13 protein-coding genes and 2 pseudogenes are annotated in these 13,932 nt (G+C 65.5%); 8 read left to right on the top strand and 7 right to left on the bottom strand.

The genetic code is table 11. From position 1 onward, the window contains the following. Positions 1-39: 39 nt before the first annotated feature. From EKK97_RS20905 to EKK97_RS20895, 3 genes and pseudogenes are all read right to left on the bottom strand, one after another. Complete coding sequence (locus tag EKK97_RS20905) at positions 40-351, bottom strand: AzlD family protein (RefSeq protein ID WP_159554885.1); 312 nt, start codon at positions 349-351, stop codon at positions 40-42. Then, positions 348-1,070 carry an AzlC family ABC transporter permease gene (locus EKK97_RS20900; protein WP_159554883.1) on the bottom strand — a complete coding sequence of 241 codons (723 nt, stop codon included), beginning with the start codon at positions 1,068-1,070 and terminating at the stop codon, positions 348-350. The genes EKK97_RS20905 and EKK97_RS20900 overlap by 4 nt, the downstream gene beginning before the upstream one ends. Next, a pseudogene (locus EKK97_RS20895) lies at positions 1,067-2,061 on the bottom strand (LLM class flavin-dependent oxidoreductase). Before EKK97_RS20895 ends, EKK97_RS20900 begins: the two are co-directional and overlap by 4 nt. 170 nt (positions 2,062-2,231) lie before the next feature. On the opposite strand from EKK97_RS20895, the gene EKK97_RS20890 reads away from it, so the two are divergent. The 5 genes from EKK97_RS20890 to EKK97_RS20875 all read left to right on the top strand — a co-directional run bounded on the left by EKK97_RS20890 (position 2,232) and on the right by EKK97_RS20875 (position 7,192). Then, on the top strand, positions 2,232-3,866 hold the full coding sequence (locus tag EKK97_RS20890) for a BCCT family transporter (RefSeq protein WP_159554881.1): 1,635 nt from the start codon (positions 2,232-2,234) through the stop codon (positions 3,864-3,866). Between the two features lie 119 nt (positions 3,867-3,985). Next, positions 3,986-4,135, top strand: a complete 150-nt coding sequence (locus EKK97_RS24050) for a hypothetical protein (protein ID WP_201296953.1) — start codon at positions 3,986-3,988, stop codon at positions 4,133-4,135. Positions 4,136-4,173: 38 nt separating this feature from the next. Next, positions 4,174-4,872 carry an extensin-like domain-containing protein gene (locus EKK97_RS20885; protein ID WP_159554879.1) on the top strand — a complete coding sequence of 233 codons (699 nt, stop codon included), beginning with the start codon at positions 4,174-4,176 and terminating at the stop codon, positions 4,870-4,872. A gap of 71 nt (positions 4,873-4,943) precedes the next feature. Continuing rightward, complete coding sequence (locus EKK97_RS20880) at positions 4,944-5,891, top strand: cobyrinic acid a,c-diamide synthase (protein WP_159554877.1); 948 nt, start codon at positions 4,944-4,946, stop codon at positions 5,889-5,891. A gap of 71 nt (positions 5,892-5,962) precedes the next feature. Continuing rightward, a complete protein-coding gene (locus EKK97_RS20875; protein WP_234287209.1) occupies positions 5,963-7,192 on the top strand; it encodes a toxic anion resistance protein in 1,230 nt (409 codons plus the stop codon). A 9-nt stretch (positions 7,193-7,201) separates the two neighbouring features. Here EKK97_RS20875 and EKK97_RS20870 read toward each other — a convergent pair whose 3' ends face one another. From EKK97_RS20870 to EKK97_RS25095, 4 genes and pseudogenes are all read right to left on the bottom strand, one after another. Next, on the bottom strand, positions 7,202-7,552 hold the full coding sequence (locus tag EKK97_RS20870) for a sll1863 family stress response protein (RefSeq protein WP_159554875.1): 351 nt from the start codon (positions 7,550-7,552) through the stop codon (positions 7,202-7,204). A gap of 89 nt (positions 7,553-7,641) precedes the next feature. After that, positions 7,642-8,910: a GGDEF domain-containing protein gene (locus EKK97_RS20865; RefSeq protein ID WP_234287210.1), complete on the bottom strand. Its 1,269-nt coding sequence runs from the start codon at positions 8,908-8,910 to the stop codon at positions 7,642-7,644. Beyond that, positions 8,910-10,253 carry a substrate-binding periplasmic protein gene (locus EKK97_RS25100; protein ID WP_236551300.1) on the bottom strand — a complete coding sequence of 448 codons (1,344 nt, stop codon included), beginning with the start codon at positions 10,251-10,253 and terminating at the stop codon, positions 8,910-8,912. Before EKK97_RS25100 ends, EKK97_RS20865 begins: the two co-directional genes overlap by 1 nt. A 237-nt stretch (positions 10,254-10,490) precedes the next feature. After that, positions 10,491-11,482 (bottom strand): annotated as a pseudogene (locus EKK97_RS25095) (PQQ-dependent sugar dehydrogenase). Positions 11,483-11,746: 264 nt separating this feature from the next. On the opposite strand from EKK97_RS25095, the gene EKK97_RS20845 reads away from it, so the two are divergent. From EKK97_RS20845 to EKK97_RS25535, 3 genes are read left to right on the top strand one after another with little or no spacing between them, the layout of a single operon-like run. Then, positions 11,747-13,132 carry an MFS transporter gene (locus tag EKK97_RS20845; RefSeq protein ID WP_159554869.1) on the top strand — a complete coding sequence of 462 codons (1,386 nt, stop codon included), beginning with the start codon at positions 11,747-11,749 and terminating at the stop codon, positions 13,130-13,132. After that, entirely contained in the window at positions 13,129-13,662 is a 534-nt protein-coding gene (locus EKK97_RS25540; protein WP_277987323.1) for a sulfite exporter TauE/SafE family protein, read from the top strand. Before EKK97_RS20845 ends, EKK97_RS25540 begins: the two co-directional genes overlap by 4 nt. Next, on the top strand, positions 13,659-13,877 hold the full coding sequence (locus EKK97_RS25535; protein ID WP_277987322.1) for a TSUP family transporter: 219 nt from the start codon (positions 13,659-13,661) through the stop codon (positions 13,875-13,877). The genes EKK97_RS25540 and EKK97_RS25535 overlap by 4 nt, the downstream gene beginning before the upstream one ends. The last annotated feature ends 55 nt before the right edge of the window (positions 13,878-13,932 follow it).

Raw genomic sequence — 13,932 nt, 5'->3', positions numbered from 1 at the left:
GGCTGTCCCTTTTGAGGCTATGTGAGAGGGATCGTTCCCCTATGCGACCAGCCGCCACAGGGCAGCGGTGACGATACCGGCAGCGATCGCGGCGAGCGCCTTCTGCGTGGCCAGCATCACCGCGAGCGTGGCCATCAGCGCCAGACGAGCGCCCCAATCGCCCTGGATGGCCATGGGCGTGATCACCGCCACCAGCACCGAGCCCGCCATGGCGTTGATGAAGCGCTCCACCCTGGGGCCGATGGGCACACGCGACATCACGAACACGCCGCCGGCGCGGGTCAGATAGGTGACCAGCGCCATGATCACGATCGCGGCCAGTGCCCCCATGGCCGTGGATGGCAGGCTCATGCGGTCGCCTCCTGTGTCGGCCTGGCCGGCAGCAGCAGGCCGGCTAACCCGCCGGCCAGGGCGCCGACGATCACGTGGGAGTGTGGCGGCAGCCAGGCCATGGCGGCCAGCGCGGCCAAGGCGGCCGCACCCCACGGCACCAGCATCGAAAGGTCGCGGCGGCCACCCACCAGCATTGCCAGCAGGAAGCAGCCCATGATCACGTCGAGACCGAAGCGCTCGGGCTCGGTGATGCCGCTGCCGAAGATCACACCTAGCAGCGTGCCCAGGAGCCAAGTCAGCCACAGGGCGATCCCGCCGCCCACCAGCATGCCGACATTGGTTTCGCCGCGCTGGCGGTCGGCGACGGCCATGGCCCAGTTGGAGTCGCTCATCAGCACCAGGCTGCCATAGCGCTGCCCCGGGGGCAGGTGAGCCAACCACGGCTGGATGGCGGCGCCCATCAGCAGGTGGCGAGCGTTGATGGCGAAGGTGGTGGCGATCAGCGGCAGCAGCGGAATCTCGGGTCCCCACAGCTCCAGGGCGGCGAACTGCGAGGCGCCGGCAAACACCAGCGCGCTCATCAGCAGGGCTTCGAAGCCCGACAGCCCCCGCGCCAGCGCGGCCACGCCGAAGGCCAGGCCGAAGATCACTACGAACAGCGATAGTGGCGCCATGCGGCGGATTCCGGTGAGAACGCCGGCAACATCGAGCTTGGCGCCTGGGGTGGTCTGGCTCATGCGTGCCACGCCTCGGCGACGATTTCGTAGCTGCGCAGGCGGTCCTCACGTGCATAGAGATCGCTGTTGAGCATCAGCTCATCGGCGTCGGTCTGCTCGAGGAAGCGCTCGAGTCCGTCGCGCACGGTATCCGGCCCGCCGATTACCGCCGCGCCCAGGAACTGCTCCACCTGGACACGCTCCATCGGCGTCCAGTCGAGGGTCTCGAGCGGTGGCAGCGAGCGGGTGCGGCGGCCACGCACCATGCCGAGGAATTTCTGGCGAGTGGTGGAGGCGAGGAACTCGGCCCGCTCGTCGCTCTCGGCGGCGATTACCGGCAGCCCGACCATGGCATAGGGGCGCTCGAGCAGCGCCGAGGGGCGGAAGTTGTCGCGGTAGAGACGCAGGGCCTCGTGCAGGTAGCCCGGGGCGAACTGGGCGGCGAAGGCGAACGGCAGCCCCTCGCGGGCGGCGAGCTGGGCACTGTAGCCGCTGGAGCCGAGCAGCCAGAGCGGCACCTTGGTGCCCTGTCCGGGCACGGCGCGTACGCGCTGGCCGGGTCGCTCGTCATCGAGGAAGCCCGCAACTCGGCGAGTAGCTCGGGGAAGTTCTCGGCACCGGCATAAGGATCTCGACGCAGCGCGGCCATGGTGGCGGCGTCGGAGCCGGGAGCACGGCCCAATCCCAGATCGATGCGACCTGGGTAGAGGGTTTCCAGGGTACCGAACTGCTCGGCAATCACCAGCGGCGAGTGGTTGGGCAGCATGATGCCGCCGCTACCCACGCGGATGCGCGAGGTGGCGCCGGCAATGTGGCCGATCAACACCGCGGTGGCGGCACTGGCGATGCCGTCGAGACTATGGTGCTCGGCCAGCCAGTAGCGGGTGAAGCCGAGGCGTTCGGTCAGTTGGGCCAGTGCCACGCTTTCGGCGAAGCTGTCGGCAATGGTGCCTCCATCGCGAATCGGCGCCAGGTCGAGAACGGAGAGAGGTGTCCGGGAGAGTCGGGACATGAGCACACTCGTCAAAGAAATGTTAGCCTGCTTGGTATCTCCCTAGAATCCACCCGTCGGCGTCTCGATGCAATGGCTTGTTGCCTTTTCCGGGACGACCGGTGGTTGTGTTCCGCTGGGGCCATGCTGCTAGCATGAGAGGCGTCCAGGGACGGAACGAGGAATTTTGTATGGCCAATCATGGAGGGCAGCGGGTCTTTGCCGTGTCGGCCCTGATCATCCTGATGCTGGTGGTGGCCGGTGCCGGTTTTCCCGAGGCATTCGGCAATGCCGCCGATGCTGCGCTTGCCAGCGTTACCCGACTGTTCGGTTGGTTCTATCTCATTTCGGTGTTCGGCTTCGTCATCTTTCTGCTGGTGCTGGCCTTCAGCAAGTACGGCAAGATCCGCCTGGGGCCCCAGGACAGCACGCCGAGTTTCAGCTTCTTCTCCTGGGTCAGCATGCTGCTGGCAGCGGGCTTCGGCGTGGGCCTGGTGTTCTACGGCATGGCCGAGCCGATGCTGCACTACATCGAGCCACCCTATGGCGACGTGCCCGCCGAGACCACCGCGGCGGCGCGCTATGCCATCCAGTACAGCTACTTCAACTGGGGCATCCACCAGTGGGCGGCTTTCTCAGTGGTTGGTCTGATCATCGCCTACTTTCAGTTCCGCAAGGGGCAGGCCGGGCTGGTCTCGTCGGTGCTGTCGTCCATCGCCGCCAAGTATCCCCGGGTGCGGCCCTACGCGCCCACCCTGGACGTATTCGCGGTAGTGGCCACGGTGATGGGCGTGGCCACCTCGCTGGGTCTGGGCGTGCTGCAGCTCAACGGCGGCTTCAACGCTGTGTTCGGTCTGCCCGAGAGCGTGCTGTGGCAGTTCGTCATCCTGTTCGTGATGTTCCTGGCCTACATGGCGTCGACCTGGTCGGGGCTGGACAAGGGCATCCGCCGGCTCTCCAACCTCAACATGATCCTGTGCATCGGGCTGATGCTCTACGTGCTGATCACCGGGCCCACGGTGATGATCCTCGAGACCATCACCCTGGGCATTGGAGATTACCTGCAGAACTTCCTTGGCATGAGCCTGCGCATCTCTCCCTTCACCGACAACACCTGGGCGTCCAACTGGACGATCTTCTACTGGGCCTGGGTGATCGCTTGGTCGCCCTTCGTCGGTACCTTCGTCGCCCGGGTCTCGCGTGGCCGTACCATCAAGGAGTACGTGTTCGGCGTGCTGGTCGTGCCGCCGCTGCTGGCCTGCCTGTGGATCGGCGTGTTCGGCGGCGCCGCCCTGCACATGGAGCTGAATGGCGACGTAGGGCTGGCGGCGGCCACCGAGGCCAACATCACCGTAGCGCTGTTCGAGATGTTCGAGCGCATGCCCTTCACCGGGGTGCTGTCGGTGATTGCGATGCTGTTGATCTTCATCTTCCTGGTGACCTCGGCCGACTCCGCCTCCTACATCGTGGCGCAGATGACCGACAACGGTTCGATCAATCCGCCGCTGTTCAAGCGGGTGATCTGGGGCGTGCTGATCGCTGCGATCTGCCTCACCCTGATTGCCGCCGGTGGCCTGACCGGGCTGCAGTCGGCCGCGGTGCTCTCGGCGTTGCCCTTCACCTTCATTCTCTATGGCATGATCGTGGTACTGATTCGCGAGCTGCGCGCCGACCGCCAGGCCATGCTTACCCAGCTCTACCGTCGCCACGGCGAGACCCCGGTCGGGGCCGATGCCTTCGAAGCCGAGGCGTTGGGCGAGCAGGAGCGTTTGCGGCGAGCGCCCAATGTGATCAACCGACGCATCAACCGGCGCGAGGGCGGGTAGATTCGTCCATGGACAGACTCTTGTGTCTGGCCATGCACCGCCGACACAGCGATTGCCGGTAGCCAGGCACGGGCGCAGGCCGTAAGCTCGGGAGAACAATGGGGAACCGGATTCCTGCCATGTCTCTCATCGCCTCTCGGCGCCGCGTACATCAACGCGGCGCCACCCGCCGGCGACAGCCGCGCCGTCGAAGCCAGGGCGGCTTCGATCGCTGGCTGGACCGTGCCGTCGACATTGCCGTGGTGACGGCCCTGATCGTGGGGGTGTAGCCTTGGTCCTGCATTTGCTGCTCTAGTGATGGGACGAGATGCGTTCGCTACTGGTACTGCTACTGTTGGTCGCTAGCGCTGCCGCGGCCTGGTGGCTCTTCGAGGAACGTATTCCTCGCCAGTGGCATCCCTGGCAGCCGCTGTACGTCGAAGACCCCCTCACGCCGGTGACCAAGTGGAAGTTGCACCGCCTGGCCGATGATCGCGAGGCATGCCTAGAGGCTCTCGGTACCGCGCCGGAGGGAGCGCTGCGGATGGTGCCGTTGGACGACCACGAGCCGGCGCCCGGCTGTCCGCTCGAGAATGTGGTGCGGGTGCACCGCAGCGAAGTCGAGTTCAACGACAGTTTCGTGGTGCGTTGTCCGCTGGCGCTGGCCTGGGTCATGTATGAACGGCAGCGTCTGCAGCCGGCTGCCGAGGCCCTCTTCGGCATGCGCGTGGCGCACGTCGAACACTATGGCAGCTTCGCCTGTCGCAATGTCTATGGCCGCGAGGAGGGGCGACTCAGTGAGCATGCCACGGCCGAGGCGCTCGATGTGGCAGCCTTCCACCTGACCGACGGTCGTCGCATTACCCTGCTTGAGCACTGGGGCAGCGAGGATGCGAGGGGTGCCTTTCTGCGAGCGGCACGCGATGGCGCTTGCGACCTGTTCGGCAACGTGCTCGGTCCCGAATACAACCGCGCTCATGCCGATCACTTCCACTTCGGCATGCGTGGCTTCCGACTGTGCCGCTGATGTCGGCGGGCTCGCGCGGCGTCGCCGGCCCCCGTACACTCAAATCATCTGATTGCCGAGTCACGAGGCTTATGCTGGGATTTCTGCAGGGATTTGCCTATGGGCTGTTCGTTACCTGCCTGCCATGGTGCCTGGTCGGGCTGGCCAATCCACGGCTGGCGGTGCCCACTGAGAACCCCAACCGTTTCCAGGTGCTGTTCCGCTACTGCCTGCTGGTGCCCTTCATCAGCATGGTGCTGTGGCTGACTTCACTATGGGGCGGTTTCGGCCCCAGCTTGGGCGGCTGGCTGGCAGGGCTGGTCGCCGTCGGTGTTGCGCTGCCGGTGGAGCGTGGCTGGCGTCGCTGGCGTGCGCGGCGCCACCAGCGCCGGCTGCAGGAGCGGCTCGCCGCCGAAGCCGAGCGTCGTCGCGCCGAACGCGAGCGTACCGCGCGGGAATCCGGCGTGGCCGAGCTGGATCCGGCCCAGCCGCCGGTGGGGGCCGACGAGCTGGTGCTGTCGCTGTGCCGGGCCAAGCAACAGCTGCTCGAGGTCAAGCGAGCCGACCTGGCTGGCCAGGTCGACCGCTTCTATACCCGTTATACACATGTCATGGAGCTGCTGTCGGCGCGTTTCGATCGCAGCGAGCTGGCTTTCGAACGCTCTCGCGGCCTGATCACCGAGGTCTGTCTCGGCGCGGTGGACACCTTCTCCTCCATGGCAGCCCAGTCGCGTGGCGTGATAGGGCTGGACGGCGACTACGTGCGCCGGCGCCTGGAACAGGAGGGTAACCGGCTCTCCGTCGAGGAACGCATCGCGCTCAAGCGCCGTCTGGAGTTGATCGAGGAGACCGAGCGCCGTCTGCGCCGCCTGGTGGCGCGCAACGAGTCGGCGCTGACCCTGCTCGACGATACCGCGGTGGCGCTGGCACGGGTCGAGACGGGGCGTCCACAGGCGGCGCTGGCCACCGACCGGGCGTTGGAGGAACTGCGCCGTTTCATCGATGGTGCTGAGCGCTATAGCCGCAGCGAGCGGCGCTAGCAAGGCGATACAGGGTGAGTCGCTGCGGGCGCCGCTGCTAGTGTTTAGGTAGGTCTAAAGGGGAATCGCTTATGAACCAGTCGTCCGAACGTGGCTCGCCACTCTCGCTGCCGCCGGTGGAGCAGATCGCCGACGAGCTCGAGGAGATCGCTCCCGAAGCGAGCGGCGAGGAAGTGGAAATCGATGACCCTGAGCTCGAGCAGATGGCCTCCGCCTTCGTCGACGAGGTGCTGGCCAGCGAAGGCGCCGCGCTCGAGCGTCAGCGCCGAGCGGTGGACGAGATGGGACTCGAGCTGCAACAGCAGGCGGCGCATCACAGTGAGATGCTGCAGGCACCGTTGCGCAAGCTGGCCCATCAGGGCGATGAGGGCGGCCCGGTGGCCAAGGCCCTGATCGACCTGCGTGGCCACATGCAGGAACTCGACCCGCACCAGCACCGCCTGGCATCGGGCCCGTTCGACCGCCTGCTGTCGCGCATTCCCGGTGCCGGCAGCCGCGTGCAGCGCTATTTCCGCAAGTTCGAGAATGCCCAGCAGGCGTTGGATGCGATCATTGCCGACCTGGAAGGCGGCCGCGATATGCTGCGGCGTGACAACATCACCCTCAGCGACGACCAGGAGAGCCTGCGCCAGCTGCTCGGCCGGCTGCAGCGTCAGATCGACCTGGGCCGTCTGATCGACCGGCGTCTGATTCAGGCGCTGGAGCGGCTGGACGACGAGCACCCTCAGCGAACTTTCATCGAGGAGGAGCTGCTCTTCCCGCTGCGCCAGCGCATCGTCGATCTACAGCAGCAGCAGGCGGTCAGCCAGCAGGGCGTGCTGGCGCTTGAAGTGATCATCCGTAACAACCGCGAGTTGATTCGCGGCGTCGACCGCGCGATCCACGTCACTGTTTCGGCGCTGACGGTAGCCGTGGCTGTGGCGCTGGCGCTGGCCAACCAGCGGCTGGTCCTGGATCGTGTGGAATCGCTCAATACCACTACCTCGGAGATGATCGCCGGTACGGCCAAGGCGCTGCGTCAGCAAGGCGTGGAGATCCAGACCCGGGCCGCTTCGGCCCAGCTCGACATGCAGTCACTGGAGCAGGCCTTCGATGATGTACTTGGTGCCATCGACGATCTGTCTCGCTACCGCCAGGAGGCGCTACCTAAGCTCGATGCGCAGATCGATCGCCTGGCGCAGCTGGCGCGCCAGGGGGGCGCGGCGGTCGACAGGCTGCAGCGGGGCAGCGACATCCAGGCGCCAGCAGCCGAGGAGAGCCAGGATGCTGCAGAGCGTGAGCGCAAGGGCGGCTCCGCCTAGGAGGAGGGGCTAGGGCGAGCCGCCCGGTGAGCGAGGCTGCTGGGTGTCGTCGGGATCGTTGATGTCCTGCGGCGGTGGCTCACGGCGCTGGGCATCGCGCAGGGCCTTGCGCAGCAGCTCCCAGGCGTCGTCGAGCCCTTGCTGCAGCGTATCCCAGGCCGCTTCGCTGGCATATTGCAGCTCCTCGAGCCGGCGCCATGTCTCGTCCCGGCGGCGCCGGAGCCGCTCGATGTCGTCCTGGTAGCGGACCTGAGCTTCGGCACTGGCCTGGCGTGCGCGTTCCGCCAGTGCCTCGATTTCGGCATTCCATTCGTCGAGCTGGGCCTTCATGCGCTCGATGAACTCATCGCGTCTGTTCATGCGGTTCCTCCGCCTCTGGCTGGGTCTACTCCTATCGATTCTCCCGCTGGCAGGCCGGTTCCCACTTGCCTGTTCCCATTTTCCGCGCTTCAGGTCTGCGAGGCTACCTGGTCGCGGCCCTGATGCTTGGCGCGGTAGAGCTGTCTGTCGGCCTGGGCCAACAGCTCCTCGCAGCCGGCCGGGTTCTTGGCGGGCACACCGCTGGCCACGCCGAGGCTGGCGGTAACCCGGCCCTCGCGGGCCGAGTGGGCGTGGGGAATGTCCAGGGCGCGGATCTCCTGGTGGACCCTCTCAGCCACTCGTAAGGCGCCCTCCAGATCGGTATCGGGCAGCACGCAGACAAACTCCTCGCCGCCGTAGCGAGCCACCAGGTCAGAGGCGCGGTGGACCACGCGGGTGAGAGCCTCGGCAATGGCTCTCAGCGTATCGTCACCAGCGAGGTGACCATAGTGGTCGTTGAACTCCTTGAAGTGGTCGATATCGATGAAAATGATCGAGATGGCGTAGCCGTTGCGGTGGGCACGCTGCCACTCCCGCTCGAGGAAGGCGTCGAAATGGCGACGATTGGCAATACCGGTTAGACCATCCATGGTGGAGATTTGATGGAGCTGATCGCGCTGGTCGAGGCCCTGTTGGAATGCCTGGAGCAGTTGATCGACGCTCTCCACCAAGTGTCCCAGCTCGTCGTTGTCATGACCTCCCATGGCCGGCTTCGGCCAGCGGCCGGGCTGGCGTGGGTCGGTCTCGACGATCGCGGCGTGCACCTTCAGCAGGGGGCGGGTTACGAACCAGTGGAACACCAGCGCCAGCAGGGCCGCAATGGCCAGCGCCTTGGCGACACCCAGCGTGAAGATCAGCAGGCTGCGGTCGGTGAAGTCGCGAGTCAGGCGGTCGAGTGCCAGGGTCAGCTCGAGTTCGCCTACCGGCTGCGGTGGGTTGCCGGAGCCTGCTTGGTAGAGCAGCGTCTGCTGGTAATGAAGGATGTCGTCGAACAGGGCGCTGGCCACCCAACTGGTGGTGGCTGTCTGGCTGCGTTGGCGTGCGGCCATGATGCGATCGAAGTCATCGCTGATGGCGACGCTCGCGACTCGGCCGCCGTTGAACAGGCCATCGACGACCTGGGTCGCCAGTTCGGTGTTGAGCTGAAAGGCGGCTTCGGCGGCGGTGCCGTGAACCAGGTCGAGACGGTACTGGGTGTCACGCACGATTTCCAAGCGCATGGCGCGGGCGTCGAGCGCCAGTTCGATGGCGCCGGCGATGATGCTGAGCAGCAGCGCGATGGCAAGCGTAAGACCGGCCTGCTTGGCAGTCAGGCTGCGTCTGCGGGGTTGGCGATCCATGCCAGGAGGGTGCTTCACTAGGGTGCCTCCGCTTCGGCGAGTGCGCGGTCGAGAGCCGCTTGCAGGCGAGTGACGAACTGGTCGGGCACCGAGGGGTGACAGGCCAGGTAGAGATCGACCTCGTTGAAGGCGAACAGCCGGCGCAGCGACAGGCCGGCCTCCTCGGCGAGGAGCCAGGCAGTCTCCTCGCCGGTGACCCAGGCATCGATCAGTCCAGCGCGCAGGCGTCCAATGTTCTCGCGTTCGGCGCTGGCCACGACGATGGGCACGCCTTGGCTGGCAGCGTAGTGGCCAACGGCGTCCTCGCGGAAGCTACCCACCTGCAGCTCCTGCAAGTCCTCCAGAGAATCGGCATCGATGTCGGCGTCTGCCAGGGCGAAGGCGGCCCAGGTACTGGAGATCAGCGGGCCAATCCAGGTGAACAGCTCCTCACGCTCCGGTGTGCGGGTGGTCGAGTAGACGCAGTGGCGTTCGCGCAGTTGGGCTTCGGTATAGGCGCGTGCCCAGGGCAGCAGGCGAAAATCGGCATCGAGCTCGGCGGCTTCGAGCGCAGCGCGCAGCAGTTCGGTGGAGGTGCCCGTGATCCTGCCGTTTTCGTCTTCGTAGTTGTAGGGCGGATATTCCTCGGTGTTGAAGGCGATGGTGCCGCCGAGGATTTCGCTCAGCACACCGCCTTCACGCAGGCGGTTCAGCGCCTCCTGCATTTCCGCCACCAGCGCGGGGTCGGTGCGGGGGTTCAGGGCATAGTAGAGGTCGGATTCGCTGATGGTCAGGGCGGGAACGTAGTCGGTAGTCGGCAGATTCTCTTCGTGCATCAGCCAGAAGGCGACATCCTCGCTGTAGGCCCACAGGTCGACCCTGCCGCGTTCCAGCATACGCAGTGCGCTGACGTTGGAGATCGCGGCATGCACCTGGCTGTCTGGCACCCCGGCTTCCTGTAGCCGCTGGGCGCCGATGTCTTCGCGAATCACGGCAATGCGATAGCCTCCGGCGATCACGTCCGCGATGTCGTCCAAGCGTATGTCGCTGTCGCGGCGGGCGATCAGCGTGACCCTGTCGGTGGCAATGGGACCCACCCATTGGAACAGCGGTTCGCGCTGCTCGGTACGGGTGGTGGAGAATAGCACCGTACCCGGTTCGGAGAGCGCCGTGTCATAGCCGCGTGCCCAAGGGTAGTAGAGTATGTCCTCGCGGGAGCGCGCAGTATCGGTTTCGCGGAATATGCGTTCGAGAAGCTCGACTGAAATGCCTTCGAGCCGGTCGTCCTGCCGGTAGTTGTAGGGAGGGTACTCTTCGGTGATGAAGGTCAGCCCTTCCAGGCTTGCGACCGCCGGGAGCGACAGCAGAGCCAGCATCGACATTAACCATTTCTTCATGCGACCAGCACCCTGCTTGCTTGTTCTTTTGATTGCGCTTCGCTGGATCGATCACGCTTCCAGCCACCTGCGCCGCCTGGTGCCGGCGAAAACGGCCTTAGGGGCGTGAAGCCGGTTAACCCAGGTTAACCACGATAATGCCCCGGGCTGCGTGAGAAGTGAAGAACCCTGCTCCTCACGCAAGAGGCCGGCCCGGCAGGATCGGGCCGGCCGGCAGCAGTGCTACTCCTCCGGTTCGAGCCGATAGAGGGTGCCGCTTTCGTCACCGATGAGGACGTAGAGGTAGCCATCCGGCCCTTGACGCACCTCACGCACTGGACCTTGTGTCTCGTCGAGCAGTTCTTCCATGTCGCTAATGTCGCTTCCGTTCACCTCGAAGCGATAGAGCTGCTCGCTCTCCAGCCCACCGACGAGCAGGTTGCCTTGCCAATCGGGGTAATGCTCGCCATTGACCACCGCCAGACCTGACGGCGCAACGTCCTCGGGAAAGCGATAAGCAGGCTCGATGACTTCCTCTTCGGTAAACAGCTCGCTGCTGGCGACGGCTTCCAGAATGTCCGAACCGTTGCCCTGCCCGCCGTTGGAAGCTTCCGGCCAGCCATGATTCTCTCCTCGGTGGAGTCGAATGAGTTCATCATGGCCGTTGCCGCGGGCTTCTACGGCCCAGACGTTGTTGCGCGTCTCATCCACTGCCAGGCCGAGCACGTGGCGATGCCCCAGGAATAGAGTTCAGGCAGGTAGCCGGCTTCTTCCAGCAACGGATTGTTCTCCGGCGCCAGGCCCTGCGGGTCGAGCCGCAGAATGGAACCGGCATGGTCCTGTGTATCCTGGGCACGTTCGGGAGAGTTGCGATCGCCGACGGACATCAGCAAGGTGTCGTCGCCCATCCAGGCCAGGCGTGAGCCGGCATTGGAGCCTGGTTCGGAGCGCCGGTTCTGTTCGAACAGTTCCTCCACGTCCACCAGGCGGTCTCCGGCCAGGCGTCCGCGGGCCAGGGCCGTTGCGGTGGAGTCCTCGTCACCGCTCGAGTAAGTGAAATAGAGCCATCCGGTATCGGGATAGTCGGGCGAAGCGGCGATATCGAGCAGACCGCCCTGCCCTTCGACGTGAATGCCGGGCAGGCCTTCGATCTCCTGGCGTTCGCCGTTGTAGAAGGTCTGGATTTGCCCCGTACGCTCACTAATCACGAACAGCTCGCCGGGCAGCACGGCCATGCCCCAGGGGCTTTCGAGATTCTCCGCTACCGGGACCAGGTTGAGCTCGTAGTGCGCGGTACTCAGCGACATCTCCTCCGCATGTGCCGTCGTGGCGAGTGCTGCCAGCACCAGGGGGAATCCCATCAAGCGTTCCATTGCTTGCCTCCGGTTTCGAAATGTCGCTCTCAGTGTAGTGAAAGCAGCTGTGGCGTCATGTTCACCCCGATAAGCTGGTAGGCTAGGCGCTTTCCATCAGGGGCAGGGCAAGGAGGGCAGGCACAGATGAGCGCGATACCGGCCGTTGGCGGTACGTCACCCCGGCAGCGGGCGTCGAAGCGGGAGATCTTCGGCTGGGCGATGTTCGATTTCGCCAATCAGGCCTATACGCTGCTGATCATCACCGTGGTCTTCGGCGAACTGTTCACCACCGTGATCGTCGGCGATCATGGCGACGGCTTCCGCCTGGCCAACCTGCTGTGGAGCCTGGCCTTGGCCGTCAGCTATCTCATGGTGGTGATCACCGGCCCGCTGTGTGGCGCGGTGATGGACTACCGGGCCGCCAAGAAGCGCTTTCTGTTCGCCAGCTACGTCGTTACGGTGGTGGCCACGGCGCTGCTCTATTTCGTCGCCCCCGGCTATGTCTTGCTCGGGCTGCTGCTGATCGTGGTGTCCAATTACGCCTATTCCATGGGCGAGTCCTTCATCGCGGCCTTTTTGCCCGATCTCGGTCCTCCCCAGGACCTCGGCAAGATCTCCGGCTTCGGCTGGGCGTTGGGCTACGTGGGAGGCCTGTTCGCCGCCGGGTTCACCCTGGTGGCGCTGGGTGAGGCCACGGCCGAGAATTTCGAGCGCATTCGCTGGGTGGGGCCCTTCGCGGCAGCCTTCTTCCTGGTCACCGCGATTCCCACCTTCGTGTGGCTCAAGGAGCGCGGCGACCCACAGCCGCATGCCAAAACCTATCGCGAGATCGCCTGGGAGCGTGTTTCCACTACCCTGCACGAGCTGCGGCACTTCCGCGACCTGGGCATCTTCCTGGTGTCGCTGCTGTTCTCCATGGCCGGGGTCTACATCATCATCGCTTTCGCCTTCATCTACGGTGCCCAGGTGATCGGCTGGGACGAAGCGGTGCGCAATGTCATGTTCATCATCGTGCAGATCACCGCGGCGGCGGGCGCGCTTGGCTTCGGTTTCCTGCAGGATCGCATTGGCACCAAGTTCACCTATCAGTTGACTCTGATGCTGTGGGTGGCGGCGATACTGGCCATCTGGGCCACGCCGGAGGTCACCGCCTTCCTCAATGCCAGCCTGGGATTGGACTGGGAAGCGCAGCACCTGTTCCTGTTCGTGGGCTGTCTGGCGGGGCTCTCGCTGGGCTCCAGCCAATCGGCCAGCCGCGCCCTGGTGGGGCTGTTCTCGCCCACACGCAAGGCCGCCGAGTTCTTCGGTTTCTGGGGCCTGGCCAACAAGCTGGCCGGCGTCATTGGCATCATCGGCCTGGGGCTGCTGCAGTCGGTGGTGGGGCTGCAGGCCTCGATCCTGCTGTGTGCCGCCCTGTTCATCGTCGCTATCGTGATCTGTCTGGCGGTTAACCAGCCCCGGGGAGAGCTGGCCGCCGCCGAGTGGGAGGCACGCAACGGTCAAGCCGCGGTGGGAGGCGCCGAGCGATGAGCCTGGACCCCTTGCTGCTGGTGCTGGTAGCGGCGACCTTCGTCGTCGCCGGCCTGGTCAAGGGCGTGATCGGCATGGGCATGCCCACGGTCTCGCTGGCCCTGCTCGCGGCTACGGTGGGGCTACCGTCGGCCATGGCGCTGCTATTGGTGCCTACCATCGTCACCAATGTGTGGCAGGCGCTGGTCGGCGGTTACCTGCGCCAGATCCTGCGCCGGCTGTGGCCCTTCCTGGTGGCCTCGGTGGTGACCGTGTGGCTGGGGGTCGGCATCCTGGCCAGGGTCGACGTGCGCTGGCTTTCCGGCCTGCTGGGTGTACTGCTTGCCTTCTATGCCCTCGCCGGGTTGTTCAACCTTGGCCTTGCTGCGCTGGTCAGCCGCGGCCGCTACGCCGCGCCGGTCAATGGTGCCTTGACTGGACTGCTGACCGGCATGACCGGCTCTTCGGTATTTCCCGGCGTAGCCTACCTGCAGTCCCTCGGGTTGCCGCGGGACATGCTGATCCAGGCCATGGGGTACTGTTCGTCGTGACCACCACGGCGCTGGGCCTCTCCATGGGCGAACAGCGCCTGCTCAGCATGGAGCTGGGGGCGCTCTCACTGGGGGCGGTGGTGCCGGCCATCGTGGGCATGCAGCTCGGCCAGCGGCTGCGTCAACGGCTTTCGGAGACCACCTTTCGGCGGGTATTCCTCAGCGGCCTGCTGGCCATGGGTGTCTATCTACTGGTGCGCTCCCTGGCGGGCTGACGCGTCAGGGAGCGGGCGCCTCACTCAGCGAGTGGCACAGATTTCGCTTGTACTC

This window comes from Billgrantia tianxiuensis (assembly GCF_009834345.1).
Taxonomy (GTDB): domain Bacteria; phylum Pseudomonadota; class Gammaproteobacteria; order Pseudomonadales; family Halomonadaceae; genus Halomonas; species Halomonas tianxiuensis.
Note: the sequence above shows the minus strand (reverse complement) of the source record. Positions and strands in the feature narration are given on the sequence as shown.

Excerpts from the sequence above, each read along its gene's own strand:
- EKK97_RS25540 (WP_277987323.1), top strand. The coding sequence starts at position 13,129 with ATGAGCCTGGACCCCTTGCTGCTGGTGCTGGTAGCGGCGACCTTCGTC.
- EKK97_RS24050 (WP_201296953.1), top strand. The coding sequence starts at position 3,986 with ATGTCTCTCATCGCCTCTCGGCGCCGCGTACATCAACGCGGCGCCACC.
- EKK97_RS20870 (WP_159554875.1), bottom strand. The coding sequence starts at position 7,552 with ATGAACAGACGCGATGAGTTCATCGAGCGCATGAAGGCCCAGCTCGAC.
- EKK97_RS20845 (WP_159554869.1), top strand. The coding sequence starts at position 11,747 with ATGAGCGCGATACCGGCCGTTGGCGGTACGTCACCCCGGCAGCGGGCG.
- EKK97_RS20880 (WP_159554877.1), top strand. The coding sequence starts at position 4,944 with ATGCTGGGATTTCTGCAGGGATTTGCCTATGGGCTGTTCGTTACCTGC.
- EKK97_RS20875 (WP_234287209.1), top strand. The coding sequence starts at position 5,963 with ATGAACCAGTCGTCCGAACGTGGCTCGCCACTCTCGCTGCCGCCGGTG.
- EKK97_RS20905 (WP_159554885.1), bottom strand. The coding sequence starts at position 351 with ATGAGCCTGCCATCCACGGCCATGGGGGCACTGGCCGCGATCGTGATC.
- EKK97_RS20890 (WP_159554881.1), top strand. The coding sequence starts at position 2,232 with ATGGCCAATCATGGAGGGCAGCGGGTCTTTGCCGTGTCGGCCCTGATC.
- EKK97_RS20885 (WP_159554879.1), top strand. The coding sequence starts at position 4,174 with ATGCGTTCGCTACTGGTACTGCTACTGTTGGTCGCTAGCGCTGCCGCG.
- EKK97_RS20900 (WP_159554883.1), bottom strand. The coding sequence starts at position 1,070 with ATGAGCCAGACCACCCCAGGCGCCAAGCTCGATGTTGCCGGCGTTCTC.
- EKK97_RS25100 (WP_236551300.1), bottom strand. The coding sequence starts at position 10,253 with ATGTCGATGCTGGCTCTGCTGTCGCTCCCGGCGGTCGCAAGCCTGGAA.